Origin of the sequence: Pseudomonas sp. BF-R-26 (genome assembly GCF_019947395.1) — a bacterium.
GTDB classification, from domain to species: domain Bacteria; phylum Pseudomonadota; class Gammaproteobacteria; order Pseudomonadales; family Pseudomonadaceae; genus Aquipseudomonas; species Aquipseudomonas farris.
In genome coordinates this window covers 22593-39033 of record NZ_JAGYGK010000025.1, presented here as the reverse complement: position 1 = coordinate 39033, position 16441 = coordinate 22593, and the positions used below count along the sequence as shown (strand labels likewise).

Genomic DNA, 16441 nt, shown 5'->3' with positions numbered 1-16441 from the left:
CGCAGACATCATTATTAAAATGTAGGGCTTGCCATCTTATTGGTTATAGCCTTTCCACCTCAGGCCATAGGCATGGGCAGATATCCGCAGCACAACCGGGAGACGAGATAGGCTCTCGTCAGTCCAGTACGCGGGAATAAAATTCAGGAGGTGAGCGACAAGCGGATGGAGCCACTTACTTGGGAGGAACAGCAGACCGAGCTGGCGATGGCAGAATCGGTCGTCTCATAAAGCAAAAAAAGCGGATCGGGCATTAGTGGCGCGGTTCGGCCACCCGAAGTCCATCTAAAATTAAATCGAATCCAGAAGAACGGTCGTACTTGTCGTTCAATGCCCAGGCTACAAAGCTGCCACCTTCCAACGTATTCAAGATGACTCTGGCGATCTTCACGCCGTCCAGCTCAGCTTTGATCTCCCCTGCCGCTTGGCCTAGAGCGATATTGGCCTGAAGCCAGTCGAGATGGATTTCGAAAAAGTCCCGCGTCATTTCCTTCAGGCTTTGCGGCAATGCCAGTAACTCCGCGGCCAAGGCGCCACAGAGCGGCAACATGCCGTTCTCACTGCTTTGCGCAAACATCAGGGCGAAGGCATTGAGACGTTCAATAATGCCGGTATATTCATCATTGATAATCTCAAGCTGCTTCTTGTACCGGAACAGGTAGCTCTCAACAATGGCAATTGCCAGACCTTCCTTGGTCGGAAAATGGTGGTGAATACTCGCCTTCTTGATGCCGATGTCAGCCGCGAGATCGGCGTAACTGAAAGCTGCATAGCCCTTTGTACGCAACAATAGTTCAGCGGTGGTCAGAAGATCGGAACGTGTACTCATGATGCCGTATCCAAATTTATCAATGCAGCATCATAAATTAGTACATCTGCATAAGACAGCGCTCAGGCTTCCTCGACCGCCGCAGTCATTTCATCTTCATACTTGTCCCCCGCTGCTCGCTCATCCACCGCCAGAGGTGTGGCACGGTAGGTCGCGAAGGCATCTTCTGTCCGAGCCAGATCCGTCGCCAAGTTCTGGTAAACACGCCTCTTGTCCGCTTCGGAAACGTCACCAGCGATCAGTACCGATAGGTTGCCTGCACTGAAATTCCATGCGCACTATTTTCGTAGTTGGCACTGTATTCCGGTTGAAGACCGGAGTTGTTCGACTGCTTTACAGAGACTTTGGAATCCCAGAGATAACCATAAGCAAAGTCTATCGTCAGATCGGAATTCGGTGAGTAAGCGCCGCCCAAGGTCACTGCCTGCCGATTCCCGACCGGAACGCGCACGCTCCGATCGGCATTTCTGATGGGCGACGGATCATAGGCGTAGCCTGCGCGCAGCAGCCATTGTTGGTTCAATTGATAGGATGCGCCAACCGCGGTGGACCAAGTGTCGCGCCAGTTCATTTCTTCGGTCACACGTCCCAGGCCAGCCGCCTGGCCCAGAGGGGAAAGACCGCTGTTGACTGCCTCGACCTTCTGGATCCGGCTCCAACGTGTCCAGGTGGCCCCCAGGTATCCCGTCCAGCGACTATTGAAATGATGGGTGATGGATGTGTCCACGGATTCGGGCATCGTGAGGTCTATCTTGTTGTCATACTTTCCGTCCAGGGGGATAACGCTCGGGGAGCCAGAAACCTCAGTATGCCCTTCGAGTTCATAGCTCACCTTCGAGTGATAGGTAATCCCCCAGGTAGTTGCCTCACTCAAGTCAACCAAGAGGCCGACGTTGTAGCCAATGGCCGTGTCATCGCCTTTGATGGTGACCAGTGTGTCCTGACCGTTGTTCAGGGCGCCGGTAGCCAGGTAATTCTGAAGCTTTGCACTGAAATGGTTTATGGTCGGTCCACCACCAATGGACACGTAATCATTGATCCGATAGGCAATGGTTGGCTGCAGGGTTATCTCCTTGGTCGTGCTGTAGGAACCATGGTAGCGGCCCTGAAAAGAGCCCTCGTAATCATTGATCAGACCACTCGGAGCATAGAGGCCCAGACCCATCGAAAAACGATCATCAAGCGGCGTCGACATATAGGCGAAGGGCACGACCACCAAAGGTACCGAGTCCCCTTCATTCGTTCCTGGGGCACTGCTCTGCGCATCACTAATGTCGTTGCTCACCGAGACGACCGCCGCCCCGCCGGAAATCTCACTGCGCTTCAACTTGGTCAGGCCTGCAGGATTTCCATAGATCGTGCTGGCGTCCAGCGCGGATGACGACCTTCCCGCATAAGCAGTTCCCGCACTGCTTGCACTTTGTTCGTTCACGCCAATGCCATTGGCACCTGCAATAGAAGAGGCGCTGAGGAGTGCCATGGCACTGGTGAACTTAATCCAGACAGCACACTTTCGCTGAGCAGAGAGACACGGGATCACACGGCTATTCAGTTTCATTTTCCACCTCTTGTTTATTGTTTTTGTTGATTGCACGCAGGCAAGGCTTCGCCTTCCTGTGCACTTTTCAGTGCCGGTTGGAGTTGATCGAAGTTGTGTTAAACGCCCTGGCCGAACAGCGCCAGGGCACGACTGCTGGACTTACAGATGTGAATCAGAAACTCAATTAAGCCACTCGACTTGAAAGCTATAGCGCCCCAAGAGCGGAGCCAGGATTTCCTGGCCCGTTCCGGCCCTGATGCAGGCGACATGCCCACGGCGATTGTCCTGCACGACCTCAACGGCAATATTCGAAAGACCCAGGCGTTCCACTTCTTCCTGGACTACTTTGGCAATCTCCCGCTGTTGCAAAGCAGGCTTGAATATCTTGCCCACGGCAGTCAGTGGCAACGCCTCGACGATTTCAATGCGCTTGGGGACTGCTGCCCGCTCGCTGATATTGAGATGAGCGAACGCCTCAAGCTCTTCGGCGTTGCAAACTTGCCCCGGGCGCAGTTGAACGTACGCGACTGGCACCTCGCCCGAGTAGGCATTGGGGCTGCCGATTGCAGCGGCCAAGGCGACGGCGGGATGCGCCTGCAAAGCCTCCTCGATTTGCTTGGGATCGATGTTGTGGCCGCCGCGAATGATCAACTCCTTCTTGCGTCCGGTCAGCCAGAAGTAACCCTGCACATCCTGGCGACCCAGATCGCCCGTATTCAGCCAGCGCTGACCGTCGATATCGATCCAAAGGCCCTGGTTATGACGCTCCTCCAGATAGCCATCGAAGAGGTTCGGACCACTGATCGTGATGAGGCCGATCTCATCCACGTTGGCATCGCGCAGGTACTCTCCAGAATCATTGAGCACGATCGCGCGCATATTCTGGTAGGCGATCCGTATCCCGATGGAGCCGATACGGCGCTCTCCATGAGGCGGATTGACTGAGGAAACGCAGGCGCCCTCGGTAAGACCGTAACCTTCAAGGATCTTTAGCCCGGTACGGCGCTCGAACTCCCGGAAAAGCTCAGCCGGCATGGGTGCGGCGCCACACATTGCATAGCGAAGGCTGGACAGGTCGCGGCCCTCACATTCATTTTGCAGAAGTGCGGCATAGACAGTTGGCACACCGGAAAAGAAGTTGATACCGAAGTGCTCGACCATCTCCCAGAATCGCGGGATCACCCCCTCACCACGATACCCATGAGGCGTCCCGAGAATCACATGGTCGCCTTGAGTCCAAGGCATCAGTCCCGTCACCAGCTGTCCATTGACATGAAACAGCGGCAGACCACAAAAGATAACCTGGCCACCGCTGCGTGGCTGCATATGAGCAGCCATGGCCCATGCATTGAATACTTCCGAGCCATGGGTACGCGCGGCGATCTTCGGGAGCCCGGTGGTGCCGCCCGTGCATATGTAGGAGGAGCACTCATCCTGGCGGATTTGACGACCACTCTTCAGGTATGTGTGCGGTTGAGTACTCATCAGCGATTGCCAATCGTGGATCGCGATATCGCGGTGTAAGTCGCGTTCCTTCAGTGCCGCTGCTTTCAGGGCCCCACGCACTGGTTCGGCGACATAGGGCTCCATGCTGACCCAAACGACAGACCTGACCGTAGGCAACTGATCCAGCTGCGAAGCCAGTTTGGGCCAAAGATCGCTGCCCGCCGTCGGGGCGAGCGTCACCACCACGGATGCCTTCGCAGCATTCAGCAAGCCAGCCATCTGCTTGGCCTCGAGCAGAGGATTGATCGCCATGACGATGCCCGCCGCCTCCCCGCCCCATATCGTGAAATGGGTTTCCGGCAGATTGGGCAAGATAAAGGCAAGCACCTCGCCCGGTTTTATACCCAGATCATCGAAGGCATTCGCCGCGCGGGTGATATCCCCGAAGAGCCGGGAGTAGTTCCACTTGTAGGTACGCCTGAAATCCGCGGCATCGGCAAAGAAGCTTAGCGCCGGTGCCTGGGGGGAGCACCGGGCCGCCTGTCGCAGCGCTTCATAAGTGCTGCAAGCCAGGCCACGTTCCGACAGGGGGACTTGTTCGAGGCTTTCAATGTCACTCAGGGTCTGCACAACCATCAGGCTTCCTCCACGACTCGGTTGCGTTGCACACCGAGGTCGATCACACCATCGGCGCTGCGAATGCGCGCCTCGACTACGTCACCTGGCTTGAGATATTGCGTCCGACCTTCCTGCGCCTTGAGGAAAAGCTTCCATTTGGTGGCTTCTGGCATCAGGGCCGCAATACGCTGTTTGGCAGGCGAAGGAATCGTTAGCGCACAGCCGGCAGGCGTACCAGTGGCGATCAGGTCACCAACGGCGAGATCTTGCACGGAGGAGAGCTCGGTAAGGGTTTCAGCGGGGCCGTAAACCAGGTTGGCCGTGCTGTCGTTCTGTCGCACCTGGTCGTTGACCGTCAGGCGCAACTGCAGCTCTTTCAGGTAACGAATGTTCGTGGCATCCAGAAGGCAGAGGTACGGGCCGACCGGACCGAAAGTGCGGAAGCTCTTGCCCTTGTAGAACTGCATCTGGGGAATCTGAATGTCCCGAGCCGAGTAGTCATTGACGATGACGACGCCTGCGATGAACTCATGCAGATTGGCGTCGGTGACAGCAACAGCGCCGGTGATCGCGCGTTTCATCACCAGCCCCAGTTCGATCTCGTAGTCGAGGAAGCGCACGTTACTTGGCTTGATCAGGTCGCTGTCAGCCGCCACCAGGCAACTCGTCGCCTTGGTGAAGATCATGTTGAATTTCTTCGCATCCGGGTCCATGCCCGACTCGATCATGTGCTGACGGTAATTGGCGCCCTGGCAGACGAACTGCTGGTTACGGGTCACCGGCGACAGTAGTTTCACTTCGCTCTCCGCAAGCTCCGTACCTTTCAATTGAACGAGGTCGTCGATACTGTTCTGGCTAATGAAATCACCGGTGGTTTCAAAAGTACCGGGGACAACCGTGATACGGCCCTGGCGTAGCACGCCCCAGTGGATACCATTCTGAAATTCAAAACGGACTACGTGTACTGCAGACATTGAAGGCACTCCTGGAGCAGTCTTTGTCCCGTGCTCGGCGGCGCGAGAACTGTGGTGTTGTTCTGAGGGGGGGCTGGCAACGCTGTAGACCAACGAGCCGCCGACGATCAAGGCGCCGGCTTTGAGCATATCCCGCCGGCCATACCTGGTTGCATTGCCCGACATGGCGGCTCTACCCGAACATCCGCATAAGTGTTATCAACTTGCGAATGCTCAAGTCCGGACTGCGTCGCAGGTTACGGATCAGCGCACGCAGATTGGCCAAGCTCATCTTCGGTTTTGTAAAACGCTTGGGCATGCGCTGCCCCCACTGCGCCATTGCCTCGGGGCTCACGGGATGAATGCCCGTAGGCTGTGCGGCCGTGAAGATATCCCCGTCGCAGTAATGCTCGTGCTTATCGCCCCAAGGGTCTTGCCAGTAATCGAAGATCTGACTGCCCAGAATGTGTCGGCCGATTCCCCATGAGTGCTCCCAACCGCGCTCGCGCAGGACGCGTTGCCCCATTCCCACGGCGTCTGCATCGATGACTTCATAGGCGCTATGGCTGTAGGTCGCCATGAACCCTTGTGCTATCGCGAGCGTATGGTGATCCGCTGGAATGTCACCGAGGTCAAGGCGCATGAAGGCGACGATAGGTGTGCCATCGGGGAGTACCTGCACATCGCTGGGAATCAACCCGAAATGCTTCGTATACCAGGCACAGGTCGCCTGGTAGTCAGCCACTTCGATGACGATGTGGCCCAGTTTTAGTACTTCAGCCGGAGCAATCGGCGGGCGCTGCGTGGCGTTGATTCGCGGTTGTTCCTGCGCCAGATTCCAGGGAAGAGGAGCTCTGTGTCCCAGCGTTATACCTGCCGTCTGGTCGCAAACAGCTTCCACAATGAAACCGGAAGGATCGGTCAATCTGACGTAAGACCCGCCACCAGGATGTTCCGATTTTTCTATCGGTGACGCGCCGGGGATTCGCGTCAGTTTTTCCAGATCCTTGAGCGACTGGACTGCCAGTCCGAACCCGACAAAACGTGCATGTTCTGCACGATGGATGCGGTAACAGTATGCAGTAGGGTCGGCGGCGCGCAGGTAAAGCGTATCGGCGTCCTGCTGACTTGTCGTCAGGCCGAAGTCGGTCAGGAACCGCGCCGCCTCCTTCAAGTCCGGCCTTTGAAAGATCAGGTGAGTCAGATCCTGAGCCTTCACCGTCGGTTGCGGATGCCGGGCAGGTTGTGGTGTCGCTAACCGGGGCATTTCATTTTTGTGGGTCATTGTTCTTGTTTTCCGGGTTTTCAGAGCAAAGCCGTCCCCGCACCCCTGAAAATCAGGGGTGTCTGGTTGGGTCAGTTAACTAACTCAGTCGAGAGAAGGAAGTGCTGGCAACTCTGTGGTCGCCAGCGCACGAGCCTCCTCTGGTGACACACCCAATGCGCGCAGCACCAGTTCGGCCGTGTCAGAGCCCGATTCGCGCCACGTTCTGTGCCCTTCCAGCACCAGGAAAATCGAGCCCAGGACGCTGCTCGATATCAGCGTCAGTACAGAGAGCAATTGCTCCTTTTCAAACGTGTACCGCCCACTGGACAGTCCGCTCAGAAGATCCGTCGTCGCTTGGCTGCTGAACATTTCGCGCAATGAAGAATTGCTCATGGCGAATTTATGTATGAACGCCCCCCACTGGGAGTCTTCGTGCGCTCGACGAATGAACAACCGAATGCCATTGGCAAGGCGCTGAGCCGGATCAGTGAGGGAATTGAAGCTCTTGTTAACGCGCTCATGCATCTCCTTCGCGAGATGGCTGGCGACCGCCTCGAACAGGCTCTCCATGCTGTCGATGTTGCTATAGACCGTTCCGCGCGCCACGCCTGCCTCTTGTGCGAGGTCGAGAATGTTCACTTGTGAGGTGCCTCTTTCAGCGAACAGGCGAAAGGCGGCTTGATGAATGCGGCGCTGTGTTGGATTTAGGGATTCCACGGTTCTCTCTCCAGGATTACCTTATGGACCGATTGAACACTTGTGTTCAGTTTACGTCAACAACGTTTTTTGAATTAAATACGCTTTTTTCAATGAAATCCTTTCTATGGCGTAAAGAACCGGATGGATAGATTGGATATGGCAGGACCGATGAAGGGTTCTATACATTGACACAATTGAACACGCGTGTTCAGCTATGTCGTGTTTCTGGCTCGCCGTCCCGGCAGGCCATCAAGCCGGCCCATCGATGCAAACCAGGACCTCAACAACCTGAGCAAGCACAGTGCAGATAGTGCTCAAACGGTATGACCCTTAGTGATGGCTGGCCGAATTTTCATCAGCTGAAGGACAGAACATGACCGGCTCAAAGCTCTTCAAACCGCTTCGTTTGCCCAACGGCACGGTGATTCCAAACCGAATCGCCAAGGCTGCCATGGAGGAGAATCTTGCCAATGAGGATCACGCTCCAGGGGAAGCGCTGGTTAAGCTTTATCAGCGTTGGGCGGACGGTGGAGCCGGCCTGATCATCACTGGCAACGTCATGGTTGATCGCCATGCCTTGACCGGACCGGCTGGTGTGGTGCTTGAGGACGATCGAAACCTGGGTCAATTCAGGTTATGGGCCGATGCTTGCCGCAGTCGCGGAGCCCAGGCCTGGATGCAAATCAATCATCCCGGACGGCAGCTATTGGCTTCCATGGGGCAATCGGCACGGGGCCCCTCTGCGGTGGCTGTCGACATTCCCGGACTATCCAAGGCTTTTGTACCGCCCAGAGCCTTGAATGAGCAGGAGATCGAAGAGCTGATTGAGCGCTATACCCAGGCTGCAGTGCTGGCTGAGCGTGCCGGATTCACCGGCGTGGAGATTCATGCCGCGCATGGTTACCTGTTCAGCCAATTCCTTTCGCCCTTGACCAACCGGCGTAGCGACCGCTGGGGTGGCAGCCTGGAAAATCGTGCGCAAATTCTCCTGCAAACCATCGATGCAATACGTCAGCGAGTGGCACCGATCTTTTGCGTCGCTGTGAAGCTCAATTCCGCGGACTTTCAGCGCGGTGGTTTCGATGCCGAGGATGCGGCTCGCGTAGTGGAAATGCTCAACGCCAAGGCGGTCGACCTGGTCGAGTTGTCCGGTGGCAGCTACGAAAGCCCGGCGATGCAGGGGCAAACCCGCGATGGCAGCCGCTTGGCTCGAGAAGCGTATTTTCTCGAATGCGCGGAAAGAATAGGAGAAATAGCGCGCATGCCGCTGATGGTCACCGGCGGCGTGCGCAGAAAGGAGGTCGCGGAGCGAGTGGTGAGCGGCTCAGTGTCGATGGTGGGGCTTGCCACTGCACTGGCAATCGAGCCGGCCCTGCCAAGCCAGTGGATGGCAGGTCAGGACACCGAAGTGGAGCCCATCGTCGTCCGCTGGAAGAATAAGGCGCTGGCATCGCTTGCAGTGGCCTCGGTGATCAAGAAGCAACTCGGCTTGTTGAGCCAAGGCAAGCAGACAAAACCCAGGACGTCGCCACTCATGGCATTGATCGGTAATCAGCTGAAGTCTCGTCGCCAGGCGAAGAACTATCGGCAATGGATTGGCCGGGCATAGCCGGCCGAGGATGACATCAGGACTAGGGTAGCGGCTTATCGGCGATTTTCTTGGCTTTAGCAGGTGTTACGCCCAGAGCCTTGAGAATCATCTCGGCGACCCGCTGGTCATGCTCCGCCACCACACGCCCTTCCACAACCGAGCGCATGGCGCCGGTTGTGCACGATACAACCATGTCCAGGGCAATCCCTTCATCCTCATAAGCGAAAGTGCCCGCGCGCAGACCTTCACGCAGATCGCCCAGCACATGAGCAGCCAAGCGCGAGCGCATGGTTTGATCGGAATGGATGATGCGCAGCAGAGCGTTGGCCCATTGATGGTCGTACGCGGCCCGGCATACGAACATGCGCACACCAATCGAAAGCCGCTGTGCACCGCAGTGCACGTCCGAACTCAGGGCGGAAATGGCATCCGAGAACTCGCTCGCCATGGCGATGCCAACCGCCTCGAGGACTTCGTCGCGCGTTCGAAAATAGTTGTAGATGGTGCCGTTGGATACCGCGGCCTCCGAGGCGACATCGAGCAGTGCAATCTCCCCCACCTCCTTACGTGCGACAAGACGCAATGCCGCGTCCACCAGACCGCGACGAGTGCGTTCACGCTTCTTGTGGCCTCGAGTAAGAGGCTCTTGCTCAGTTGTTTCTGAAGGAAAAGTGGGGGAAGGCATCTTCACGCTCTTAATCGAGGAGGCTCGTTGATGGTAATGGAAACGTTGTCGGCAGTGGAATCGGCGCTCCCCATCAGAATCACGCAGTCTCGAACCAGACTGCTCGCCTCTGCGCCGGGAGCGTGGTGCATGATGATGCGGTCAGGGCGGATCGCGACGAGCGTGCCTTTGGCAGCCAGCGGCAGGATGTCATGGTTGAGGTCTTCGATGAAGTCGCAAGCGCTGTCGGAGCGCTGACCGCAGGCTCCGATCTGCAAGAAGTCTCCTCCCATCCTTATCCAGGAAAAGACCTCAGCAGTGCTCAACAGTGACAACGGGTCAACACCCAATCCAACCAGGGTCAGGTTGTGTCCAAGAGCATCGTCGCTCAGTTGGATCTGCTGTTGCGTGTTGCGAACCCAGGCCTGGGGAAACAGGCTGCCACGAACCAGCTTGTCGCCACGACGATGCTGCACGAACAGACCCTGTTTGAAGATGTTCTTCGGCTTGATGTCCAGCTGCTCGAAGTACTTTCTGGAAGCGGGAGTCAACGCCAGCGCGCGCATCATTCCGTGGATGAAGAAAGCGGCGACCTTGTTTCTCGGCATCACCAGACGGCCCATGAGTTTCGCCAGATTGATCATCGCCTGGGCATGGGGGCGACGCTCTACGTCATAGGTATTGAGTATTGAAGGCGCGGCTTGACCGTGAAGGACCCAAGCCAGTTTCCAGGCAAGGTTGGCGCCATCTCGAAGTCCCGCTACGAGACCTTGCCCGACAAACGGAGGGGTGATGTGGGCTGCATCCCCGACAAGAAAAGTTCGCCCCTTGCTGAATCTGTTGCAGCAACGCGCGTGGAATCGATACACCGCCTTGCGCTCGATTTCCAGTTCCTGCGGATTGACCCATGGCGCGATCAGCCGGGCGATGCTTTCCGGGCTTTCCAGCTCTTCCCGGGATTCGCCTGGATGTAGCATGAACTCCCAACGCTCCCTTCCACCGGGCGCGGGCATGTGCGGCGTTGGGCGCCGTGGATCACAGAGAAACTCAACGTGATCAATGGCTGATTTATGCCGGTTTTTGGCATCGACAATCAGCCAATCCTCTGCATAGGTTTGTCCTTCGAATTCCTGGCCAATCAAGGCCCTGACCCTGGAGCTAGCACCATCCGCACCGACCAGGTATCGGGCGCGAATGAAATGCAGATTGCCGTCCTGGTCCCGCACGGAGGCGACGACACAATCCGGTTCCTCGACCAGATGCTCGAGCTCGAATCCACCCAGGCTGGTCACTGACTTCAGCCCAGAGACCTGTTTACGCATCGCGTGTTCGAGGTCGGGTTGATAGAAAGTCACCAGTTTTGGGTGACCGTCGATGCACCCGGCGGTGTTGGCCCGACTGAATTGCCCGAGGACCGGGGAGTGCATCTTCACTTCAGGGATAACGATCTTCTCGAAAGCATCTTCCGACAATCCGGCGAGTTGCAGGATGCGAAGCGCCTCGTTGTCCAGAGCTATGGCGCGGGGCATCAGCAGGACCTCATGGGTCTTGTCCAATACCAGTGTCGTTACCCCATAGCGGCCGAGCAGCGCCGCGATTGTCGCCCCTACCGGACCGTTACCGACGACCAGCACATCGACGGCGGTGGGAGGCAGTTCGGTACCTTTCTTGTTGTTGTTCATCTCGAGCCCTTGTTGTGATTGAAGTCGTGAGATGTGGAGATCTCATCGTCAGGCAAGGTGAAGGTAAGTAAAATTGAGACATTTTTCAATATTGATATTTTTGTCATTAGTTTTTTGGGATCATTAGCGCACCGCGATGAGGCCATGTGGGGCTGTGCCGAGGGCCAGTTTCCGACCGGTGAGGCTTGGCTTCTGAGCCGATCAGCGTTGTTATTGGAATTACCACGTGCCATGCCTCACGAGGGCACACCCATGTTTTAGTTTTCAGGAATCCAACGTGGCGCGTCCGCAGCCTCATCCGACCCCAGTCCAGCTCTGCTTCGTCGAGTTCGAGCTCGACGAAGCCAACGCCTGCTTGTTGCGTAACGGAGAAACCGTGGCGCTGGCGCCAACGCCTTTCACTCTGCTGTGCGTACTTGCGCGCCAGCCTGGGTCGCTGGTGACCAAAGATGCTTTGCTTGATGCCGTGTGGGGGCATCGGTTCGTCAGCGATTCAGTGCTGAAGACGGCCATCAGCGATCTGCGCAAGGTGCTGGGCGATGACCCAAGACAGCCTCGCTTCATCGAGACTGTGTCGCGGCGTGGCTATCGCTTTATCGCCACGCCCTCCCCTGCGCCTTCGATGCCACCGACACCCACGCCGGTGTCAGCGGCCGATGCGTATCCGTCACCGCCATTCATTGGTCGCACCGACAAGCTCTCAAGACTGCAACGGGCGTGGGAGCGGGCTTACAACGGGCAGCGTGCAGTGGTCTGGCTTGCCGGAGAACCGGGGATTGGCAAGACCACGTTGATCGAGCATTTCCTCGCCAGCCTTGGCGGCATCGCCTGCGCACGTGGCCATTGCGTGGAGCACTACGGCACCGGCGAGCCGTACCTGCCGGTGCTGGAGGCGTTGGCCGATCTGTGCCGCAGCGACCCCGCCCTGCCGACGCTGATGCGCGCCGTGGCGCCGACCTGGCTACTGCAACTGCCGTGGCTGAGCACCGCGCAAGAGCGAGACGCGTTACGGCGCGAGCTTGCCGGCATCGGTCCGGATCGCATGTTGCGGGAAATGGGTGAACTGCTGGACCGCTACACCGAACAACGGCCGCTGTTGCTGATAACCGAAGACCTGCATTGGAGCGATCGGGCGACGGTCCAGCTCATCGACTATGTGGCGCGGCGACGTGGCCGCACGCGGCTTATGTGGCTGGCGAGCTTTCGCGTCGCCGAGGTGGTGGCGCTCGATCATCCGCTTAACTCGTTGCGCCACGAACTGCGCCAGCAACGTCTGTGCGAGGAAGTGGTGCTCGATCCGTTCTCGGAAACCGAGGTCGCTGACTATGTCGCGCTGCGTTCGACCTCTCTGGCCCGCGATGAAGCCTTCGTGCGTGCCCTGCATGAGCGCACCGACGGTGTGCCGCTGTTCGTGTCGTCAGTCATCAGTGAAGTGATGGACACCACGGACGACGACGCCACCATCGAGGCCCGGCTGGCGGGGATGGCGGTTCCCGAGAACCTCGCGGCCATCATTGATCACTACATCAGCAAGCTCGGGCCGGAGCAGCGTGCACTGCTCTCGGCGGCAGCGGTATGCGGAGTTGAATTCCGGGTCGAGACGGTTTCGCTGGCCCTCGAGCACGACCTCGTTTCGGTGGCCGACACCTGCGAGGAGCTGGTGCGCGAGCAGGTATGGCTGACGCGGTCGCGGGCCACCGAACTTGAAGGAATGATGGAGCTACCCTACTCGTTCCGGCATGCCCTCTTCCGCCAGGTACTGTACGACCGCACGCCGCGCTCATTGCGCACCCTCCTTCATTGCCAGGTTGGCGCTGCCCTCGAACGCGAGCGCATGGCCGGCGTGCCGGTTGCAGCCTCGGAGTTGGCGACGCATTTCGACCGGGCTCGGCAGCCAATGATCGCGCTGCGCTACTACGCCGAGGCCGCGGAAGCCGCGCTACTGCACTTCAGTCCGGCTTTGTGCATCAGTCTCACTGAGCGCGCGTTGGTCTTGCTGCGCCAAGCGCCAGAAGGGATAGAGCGCGATACGCTCGAAATCACCTTGGCCACGCTGCAAGGCGTGTCGGCGTTCCACACACTCGGTGTCGGCAGCGAAGCCAGGAACGCGTTCGAACGCGCCTACACGTTGCTAGCGGATGTACCCGAGCATCCGATGCGCGGTCGCCTGCTGCACGGATTCGGCTATCTGCTCGGTCTGCGCGGCGACTATACGCAGGCGTTGGCGGTAGCGGAGCGCGCCGAAGCCCTCTCGTCCGAGGCGAACGATCCAGCGCTCACGCTGGTGGCGTGCATCGTGCAGGGCGAGGTGCATCATCTCCAGGGTCGCACGCAGGCGACCCGCCGATGGCTGGAGCGCGCCCTCGCAATCGCCGAGCCGCTAGACATCGGGGCGAACGAGATCTTTGCGGCCGACCCTCAGGTCATGCTGCACGGAATGTTGGCCATAGAACTTGTGCGTTCTGGCCTGGTTGAGCAAGGCCGGGCTCACATGCAGCAGGCACGGACCCGCGCACAAACGCTTCGCCAGCCTATGACCTGGCTGGTCGCCACCTGGCAAGAGGTGTTGATCGAGGTGCGGATGGGGAACCCTGTACGTGTGGCAGCGCTGGCCGACGACATGCAGACGCTGGTCGACGAGTATTCGCTCGCACTCGGGCGCACGGCTTGCCGCTGGTGGCGCGGCTGGGCCGACGCGCGCAACGGCGCACCGCGCGACGGCTACCGCAGCATCCGCGAGGCCTACGACGAACACACCGGACTCGGCATGCGCTCCGGTGCCAGCGAGGTGCTCGGCTACGCCGCCGAAGCGTTGCTGCTGGCGGGTGATTACGACGCTGCGCAAGCCGAGCTACAGGAAGCCTTACGGATGGGGGAAGAGCTGGGCGAGCGCGTGTACCTGCCGCAACTGTTGCTGCTGGAGGCTTCGATTGCGCGGATGCAGGGCCGGCTCGATGCCGGCAGCATCACGGTGCGGCGTGCGGTTGAAGAGGCTCGCACCCAGGAAGCACCGTGGCTGGAGCTGCAGGCGCTGGTAGAGCTGTGTGAGCAATACGACGCCACAACCGAGGACCGCCAGGCCCTGGCGGCGCTGCTTGACCAGTTGCCCGATACGGAGGGAACCGAGCTGGTGAAACGTGCGCGCTCGCTGCTTCAGGCGGCAAAGTCTGGTTGAAGAGTTAAGGGCACAGACCTGTGGGAGCGGCGCTGTCCCGACCGAAGTCTGACCTTTCGCTTACGACTCGCCCCAGGGGACGGCCTACGCTGTCGTCGAACTTTCTTGCCCCCTGGTCTGTGATGAGTCTGAACCCTGAATCCAAGTACCCCAATCGTCGCTCGTACGTCCTGAAGCTGCGCAGCGATGCCACGCCCGGCGCTCTCGTGGGCCGTCTCGAAAACCTGGTCACCGGGCGTCAGCGCGAGTTTTCGTCCGCCGATGAGTTGCTGGAGTCGATTGACTCGGACCTCACGTCGGCGGCCGGCGAGCACGCGGCAGATACCGACGGCGAGTGACGCCTCCAACATGAATGAGCGCTCGATATGGCGACCGAACGGCGACGCTTCGCTGACGACTTCGCGCACACCGGGCCCTACGCTGATGCCACCTCGAATCTACACGAGTCCAATCCGATGCCGCGACTTCAAATCCCCCATCCACTGACCCGCTACGCCGGGCAGACGCCCCTGCAACATGCCGAACGCCTGTTCGGCGTCGTCGTGGGTGCGGCGCTCGCCGCGTCTTTCGCTCTGGTCTTGACCGGTTGTTCCACAGAAGTCGCCAAGCCGTCGGTAGACCTGCCGGCCAAGTTTGCCGCAAGCACGGCCTCCGAGATGGAACCCGAAGCCGCGTGGTGGGAGACGTTCAACGACCCGGTGTTGACGGATCTGGTGCGCCGCGCGATGCGCGAGAACCGTGACATCAAGATCGCCGCCGAGCGTGTGCGCACCGCTCGCGCCGGTGAGACGATCAGTCGCTCCTGGCTCTTTCCGAGTGTCGGAATGTCCGCCTTCGGCTCTGACCGTAGCAGCGGCTACAGCACTGCCAAGAAGCAGGCTTATCCAGATACCAAGACCGTGGGTGCAGGCCTGGACGTCTCGTGGGAACTTGACCTGAGCGGACGCCTTCGCGCTGGCGCGGCAGCAGCCGAGGCCGAGGCACTGGCCGCGGAGGACGGCGTACGCGGCGTGCGTCTGCTGGTGATGAGCGACATCGCCAGCAACTACTTCACGCTGGTCGGCGCACTGCGCCAGGCCGAAACACTACGCGCGATCTCGACGGCGCAAGACGAGACATTGCGCCTGGTTAATGCCCGCCACCGTGTAGGGTTGGCGACCTCTTTCGACGTCGAGCGCGCACAGACCGATGCCGCATCGGCGCACGCGCAGATCCCACCGCTGGAGACGCTGGCAGCCGTATCGCGACACCGCATCGCGGTACTGATCGGTGACCAGGCCTTTAATGCCACGAGCATCCAGCCCTCCCGTGGCAACGCGGTGGCGCCCGAGGCACGCCAGGGGCAACCCGCCACCCTGCTACAGCGTCGGCCTGATGTATTGGCGCTGATGGCGCAGCTCGATGCCGCCAATGCACGCCGTAAACAAGCCGCGGCTGAGTGGTTCCCGCGGCTGTTCCTCGGTGCATCCTACGGCCGCCAGGGCCTTGAGCTGAACGGTCTGGATCTGGGCGCCGCCCGCTTCACCAACGTGGCCGGCCTGCTCGCGATGCCGCTCTTCAACGCCGGGCGTACGCGCGCGATCAACGAGGTCGCCGAGAGCGGCCAGCGTGAGGCGCTACTGCGCGCCGAGGACGGCATAGTGCGCGCGCTCGAGGACGTGGAGAACGCCCTCGTCACGCAGACGCAAGAGCGTCAGCGCGCCCAGTCGTTGCAGTCGGCCACCGAGTCTGCGGAAGCAGCGCTGAGCCACGCGCAGTCGCTCTACGACAGGGGGCAGATCGACCTGTTGCCGCTGCTGGACGCGCAACGGGCGCGTTTGTCGGTGCGCCTGAGCGCCAACGACAGCAACACCCGACTGCTGCTCGATAGCGTGCAGCTCTATAAGGCACTGGGCGGGGGCTGGCAGGTGTTCGAACAACCCGCCACTCCCACCGCAGCGACCAAAGCCGACCGGCCACCACTTTCTTAAGAAACTG

The 16441-nt window shown here is 59.3% G+C and carries 12 protein-coding genes; 4 read left to right on the top strand and 8 right to left on the bottom strand.

The genetic code is table 11. The features are described from left to right. Positions 1-253: 253 nt before the first annotated feature. From KGB18_RS28040 to KGB18_RS28015, 6 genes are all read right to left on the bottom strand, one after another. On the bottom strand, positions 254-829 hold the full coding sequence (locus tag KGB18_RS28040) for a TetR/AcrR family transcriptional regulator (RefSeq protein ID WP_123721195.1): 576 nt from the start codon (positions 827-829) through the stop codon (positions 254-256). A gap of 238 nt (positions 830-1067) precedes the next feature. Beyond that, positions 1068-2387: an outer membrane protein transport protein gene (locus tag KGB18_RS28035; RefSeq protein ID WP_223570838.1), complete on the bottom strand. Its 1320-nt coding sequence runs from the start codon at positions 2385-2387 to the stop codon at positions 1068-1070. 162 nt (positions 2388-2549) lie between these two features. Next, positions 2550-4451: an acyl-CoA synthetase gene (locus KGB18_RS28030; RefSeq protein WP_223570837.1), complete on the bottom strand. Its 1902-nt coding sequence runs from the start codon at positions 4449-4451 to the stop codon at positions 2550-2552. Next, entirely contained in the window at positions 4451-5407 is a 957-nt protein-coding gene (locus KGB18_RS28025) for a fumarylacetoacetate hydrolase family protein (protein ID WP_223570836.1), read from the bottom strand. Before KGB18_RS28025 ends, KGB18_RS28030 begins: the two co-directional genes overlap by 1 nt. Before the next feature lie 172 nt (positions 5408-5579). Then, positions 5580-6671: a VOC family protein gene (locus tag KGB18_RS28020; protein ID WP_223570835.1), complete on the bottom strand. Its 1092-nt coding sequence runs from the start codon at positions 6669-6671 to the stop codon at positions 5580-5582. Between the two features lie 84 nt (positions 6672-6755). Next, positions 6756-7370, bottom strand: a complete 615-nt coding sequence (locus KGB18_RS28015) for a TetR/AcrR family transcriptional regulator (RefSeq protein ID WP_123721190.1) — start codon at positions 7368-7370, stop codon at positions 6756-6758. 355 nt (positions 7371-7725) lie between these two features. Here KGB18_RS28015 and KGB18_RS28010 point away from each other — a divergent pair, with 355 nt between their 5' ends. Beyond that, positions 7726-8961, top strand: a complete 1236-nt coding sequence (locus KGB18_RS28010) for an NADH:flavin oxidoreductase/NADH oxidase family protein (protein ID WP_223570834.1) — start codon at positions 7726-7728, stop codon at positions 8959-8961. 22 nt (positions 8962-8983) lie between these two features. Here KGB18_RS28010 and KGB18_RS28005 read toward each other — a convergent pair whose 3' ends face one another. After that, positions 8984-9628 carry a TetR/AcrR family transcriptional regulator gene (locus KGB18_RS28005; RefSeq protein WP_123721188.1) on the bottom strand — a complete coding sequence of 215 codons (645 nt, stop codon included), beginning with the start codon at positions 9626-9628 and terminating at the stop codon, positions 8984-8986. A 2-nt stretch (positions 9629-9630) separates the two neighbouring features. Then, positions 9631-11289 carry a bifunctional 3-(3-hydroxy-phenyl)propionate/3-hydroxycinnamic acid hydroxylase gene (locus tag KGB18_RS28000; RefSeq protein ID WP_123721187.1) on the bottom strand — a complete coding sequence of 553 codons (1659 nt, stop codon included), beginning with the start codon at positions 11287-11289 and terminating at the stop codon, positions 9631-9633. 277 nt (positions 11290-11566) lie between these two features. Here KGB18_RS28000 and KGB18_RS27995 point away from each other — a divergent pair, with 277 nt between their 5' ends. From KGB18_RS27995 to KGB18_RS27985, 3 genes are all read left to right on the top strand, one after another. Then, on the top strand, positions 11567-14464 hold the full coding sequence (locus tag KGB18_RS27995) for an AAA family ATPase (protein ID WP_223570833.1): 2898 nt from the start codon (positions 11567-11569) through the stop codon (positions 14462-14464). Positions 14465-14586: 122 nt separating this feature from the next. Further along, positions 14587-14802, top strand: a complete 216-nt coding sequence (locus KGB18_RS27990; protein WP_123721185.1) for a hypothetical protein — start codon at positions 14587-14589, stop codon at positions 14800-14802. A 117-nt stretch (positions 14803-14919) separates the two neighbouring features. Continuing rightward, the gene (locus tag KGB18_RS27985; RefSeq protein ID WP_223570854.1) at positions 14920-16434 is read left to right on the top strand and encodes an efflux transporter outer membrane subunit; all 1515 of its coding nucleotides are present in this window, start codon (positions 14920-14922) and stop codon (positions 16432-16434) included. Positions 16435-16441: the final 7 nt, after the last annotated feature.

What these genes read in the sequence shown, in the direction of transcription:
- KGB18_RS28040 (WP_123721195.1), bottom strand. Translation starts at nt 829, where the DNA reads ATGAGTACACGTTCCGATCTTCTGACCACCGCTGAACTATTGTTGCGT.
- KGB18_RS27985 (WP_223570854.1), top strand. Translation starts at nt 14,920, where the DNA reads ATGCCGCGACTTCAAATCCCCCATCCACTGACCCGCTACGCCGGGCAG.
- KGB18_RS28005 (WP_123721188.1), bottom strand. Translation starts at nt 9,628, where the DNA reads ATGCCTTCCCCCACTTTTCCTTCAGAAACAACTGAGCAAGAGCCTCTT.
- KGB18_RS28035 (WP_223570838.1), bottom strand. Translation starts at nt 2,387, where the DNA reads ATGAAACTGAATAGCCGTGTGATCCCGTGTCTCTCTGCTCAGCGAAAG.
- KGB18_RS28010 (WP_223570834.1), top strand. Translation starts at nt 7,726, where the DNA reads ATGACCGGCTCAAAGCTCTTCAAACCGCTTCGTTTGCCCAACGGCACG.
- KGB18_RS28000 (WP_123721187.1), bottom strand. Translation starts at nt 11,289, where the DNA reads ATGAACAACAACAAGAAAGGTACCGAACTGCCTCCCACCGCCGTCGAT.
- KGB18_RS28020 (WP_223570835.1), bottom strand. Translation starts at nt 6,671, where the DNA reads ATGACCCACAAAAATGAAATGCCCCGGTTAGCGACACCACAACCTGCC.
- KGB18_RS28030 (WP_223570837.1), bottom strand. Translation starts at nt 4,451, where the DNA reads ATGGTTGTGCAGACCCTGAGTGACATTGAAAGCCTCGAACAAGTCCCC.
- KGB18_RS28025 (WP_223570836.1), bottom strand. Translation starts at nt 5,407, where the DNA reads ATGTCTGCAGTACACGTAGTCCGTTTTGAATTTCAGAATGGTATCCAC.
- KGB18_RS27990 (WP_123721185.1), top strand. Translation starts at nt 14,587, where the DNA reads ATGAGTCTGAACCCTGAATCCAAGTACCCCAATCGTCGCTCGTACGTC.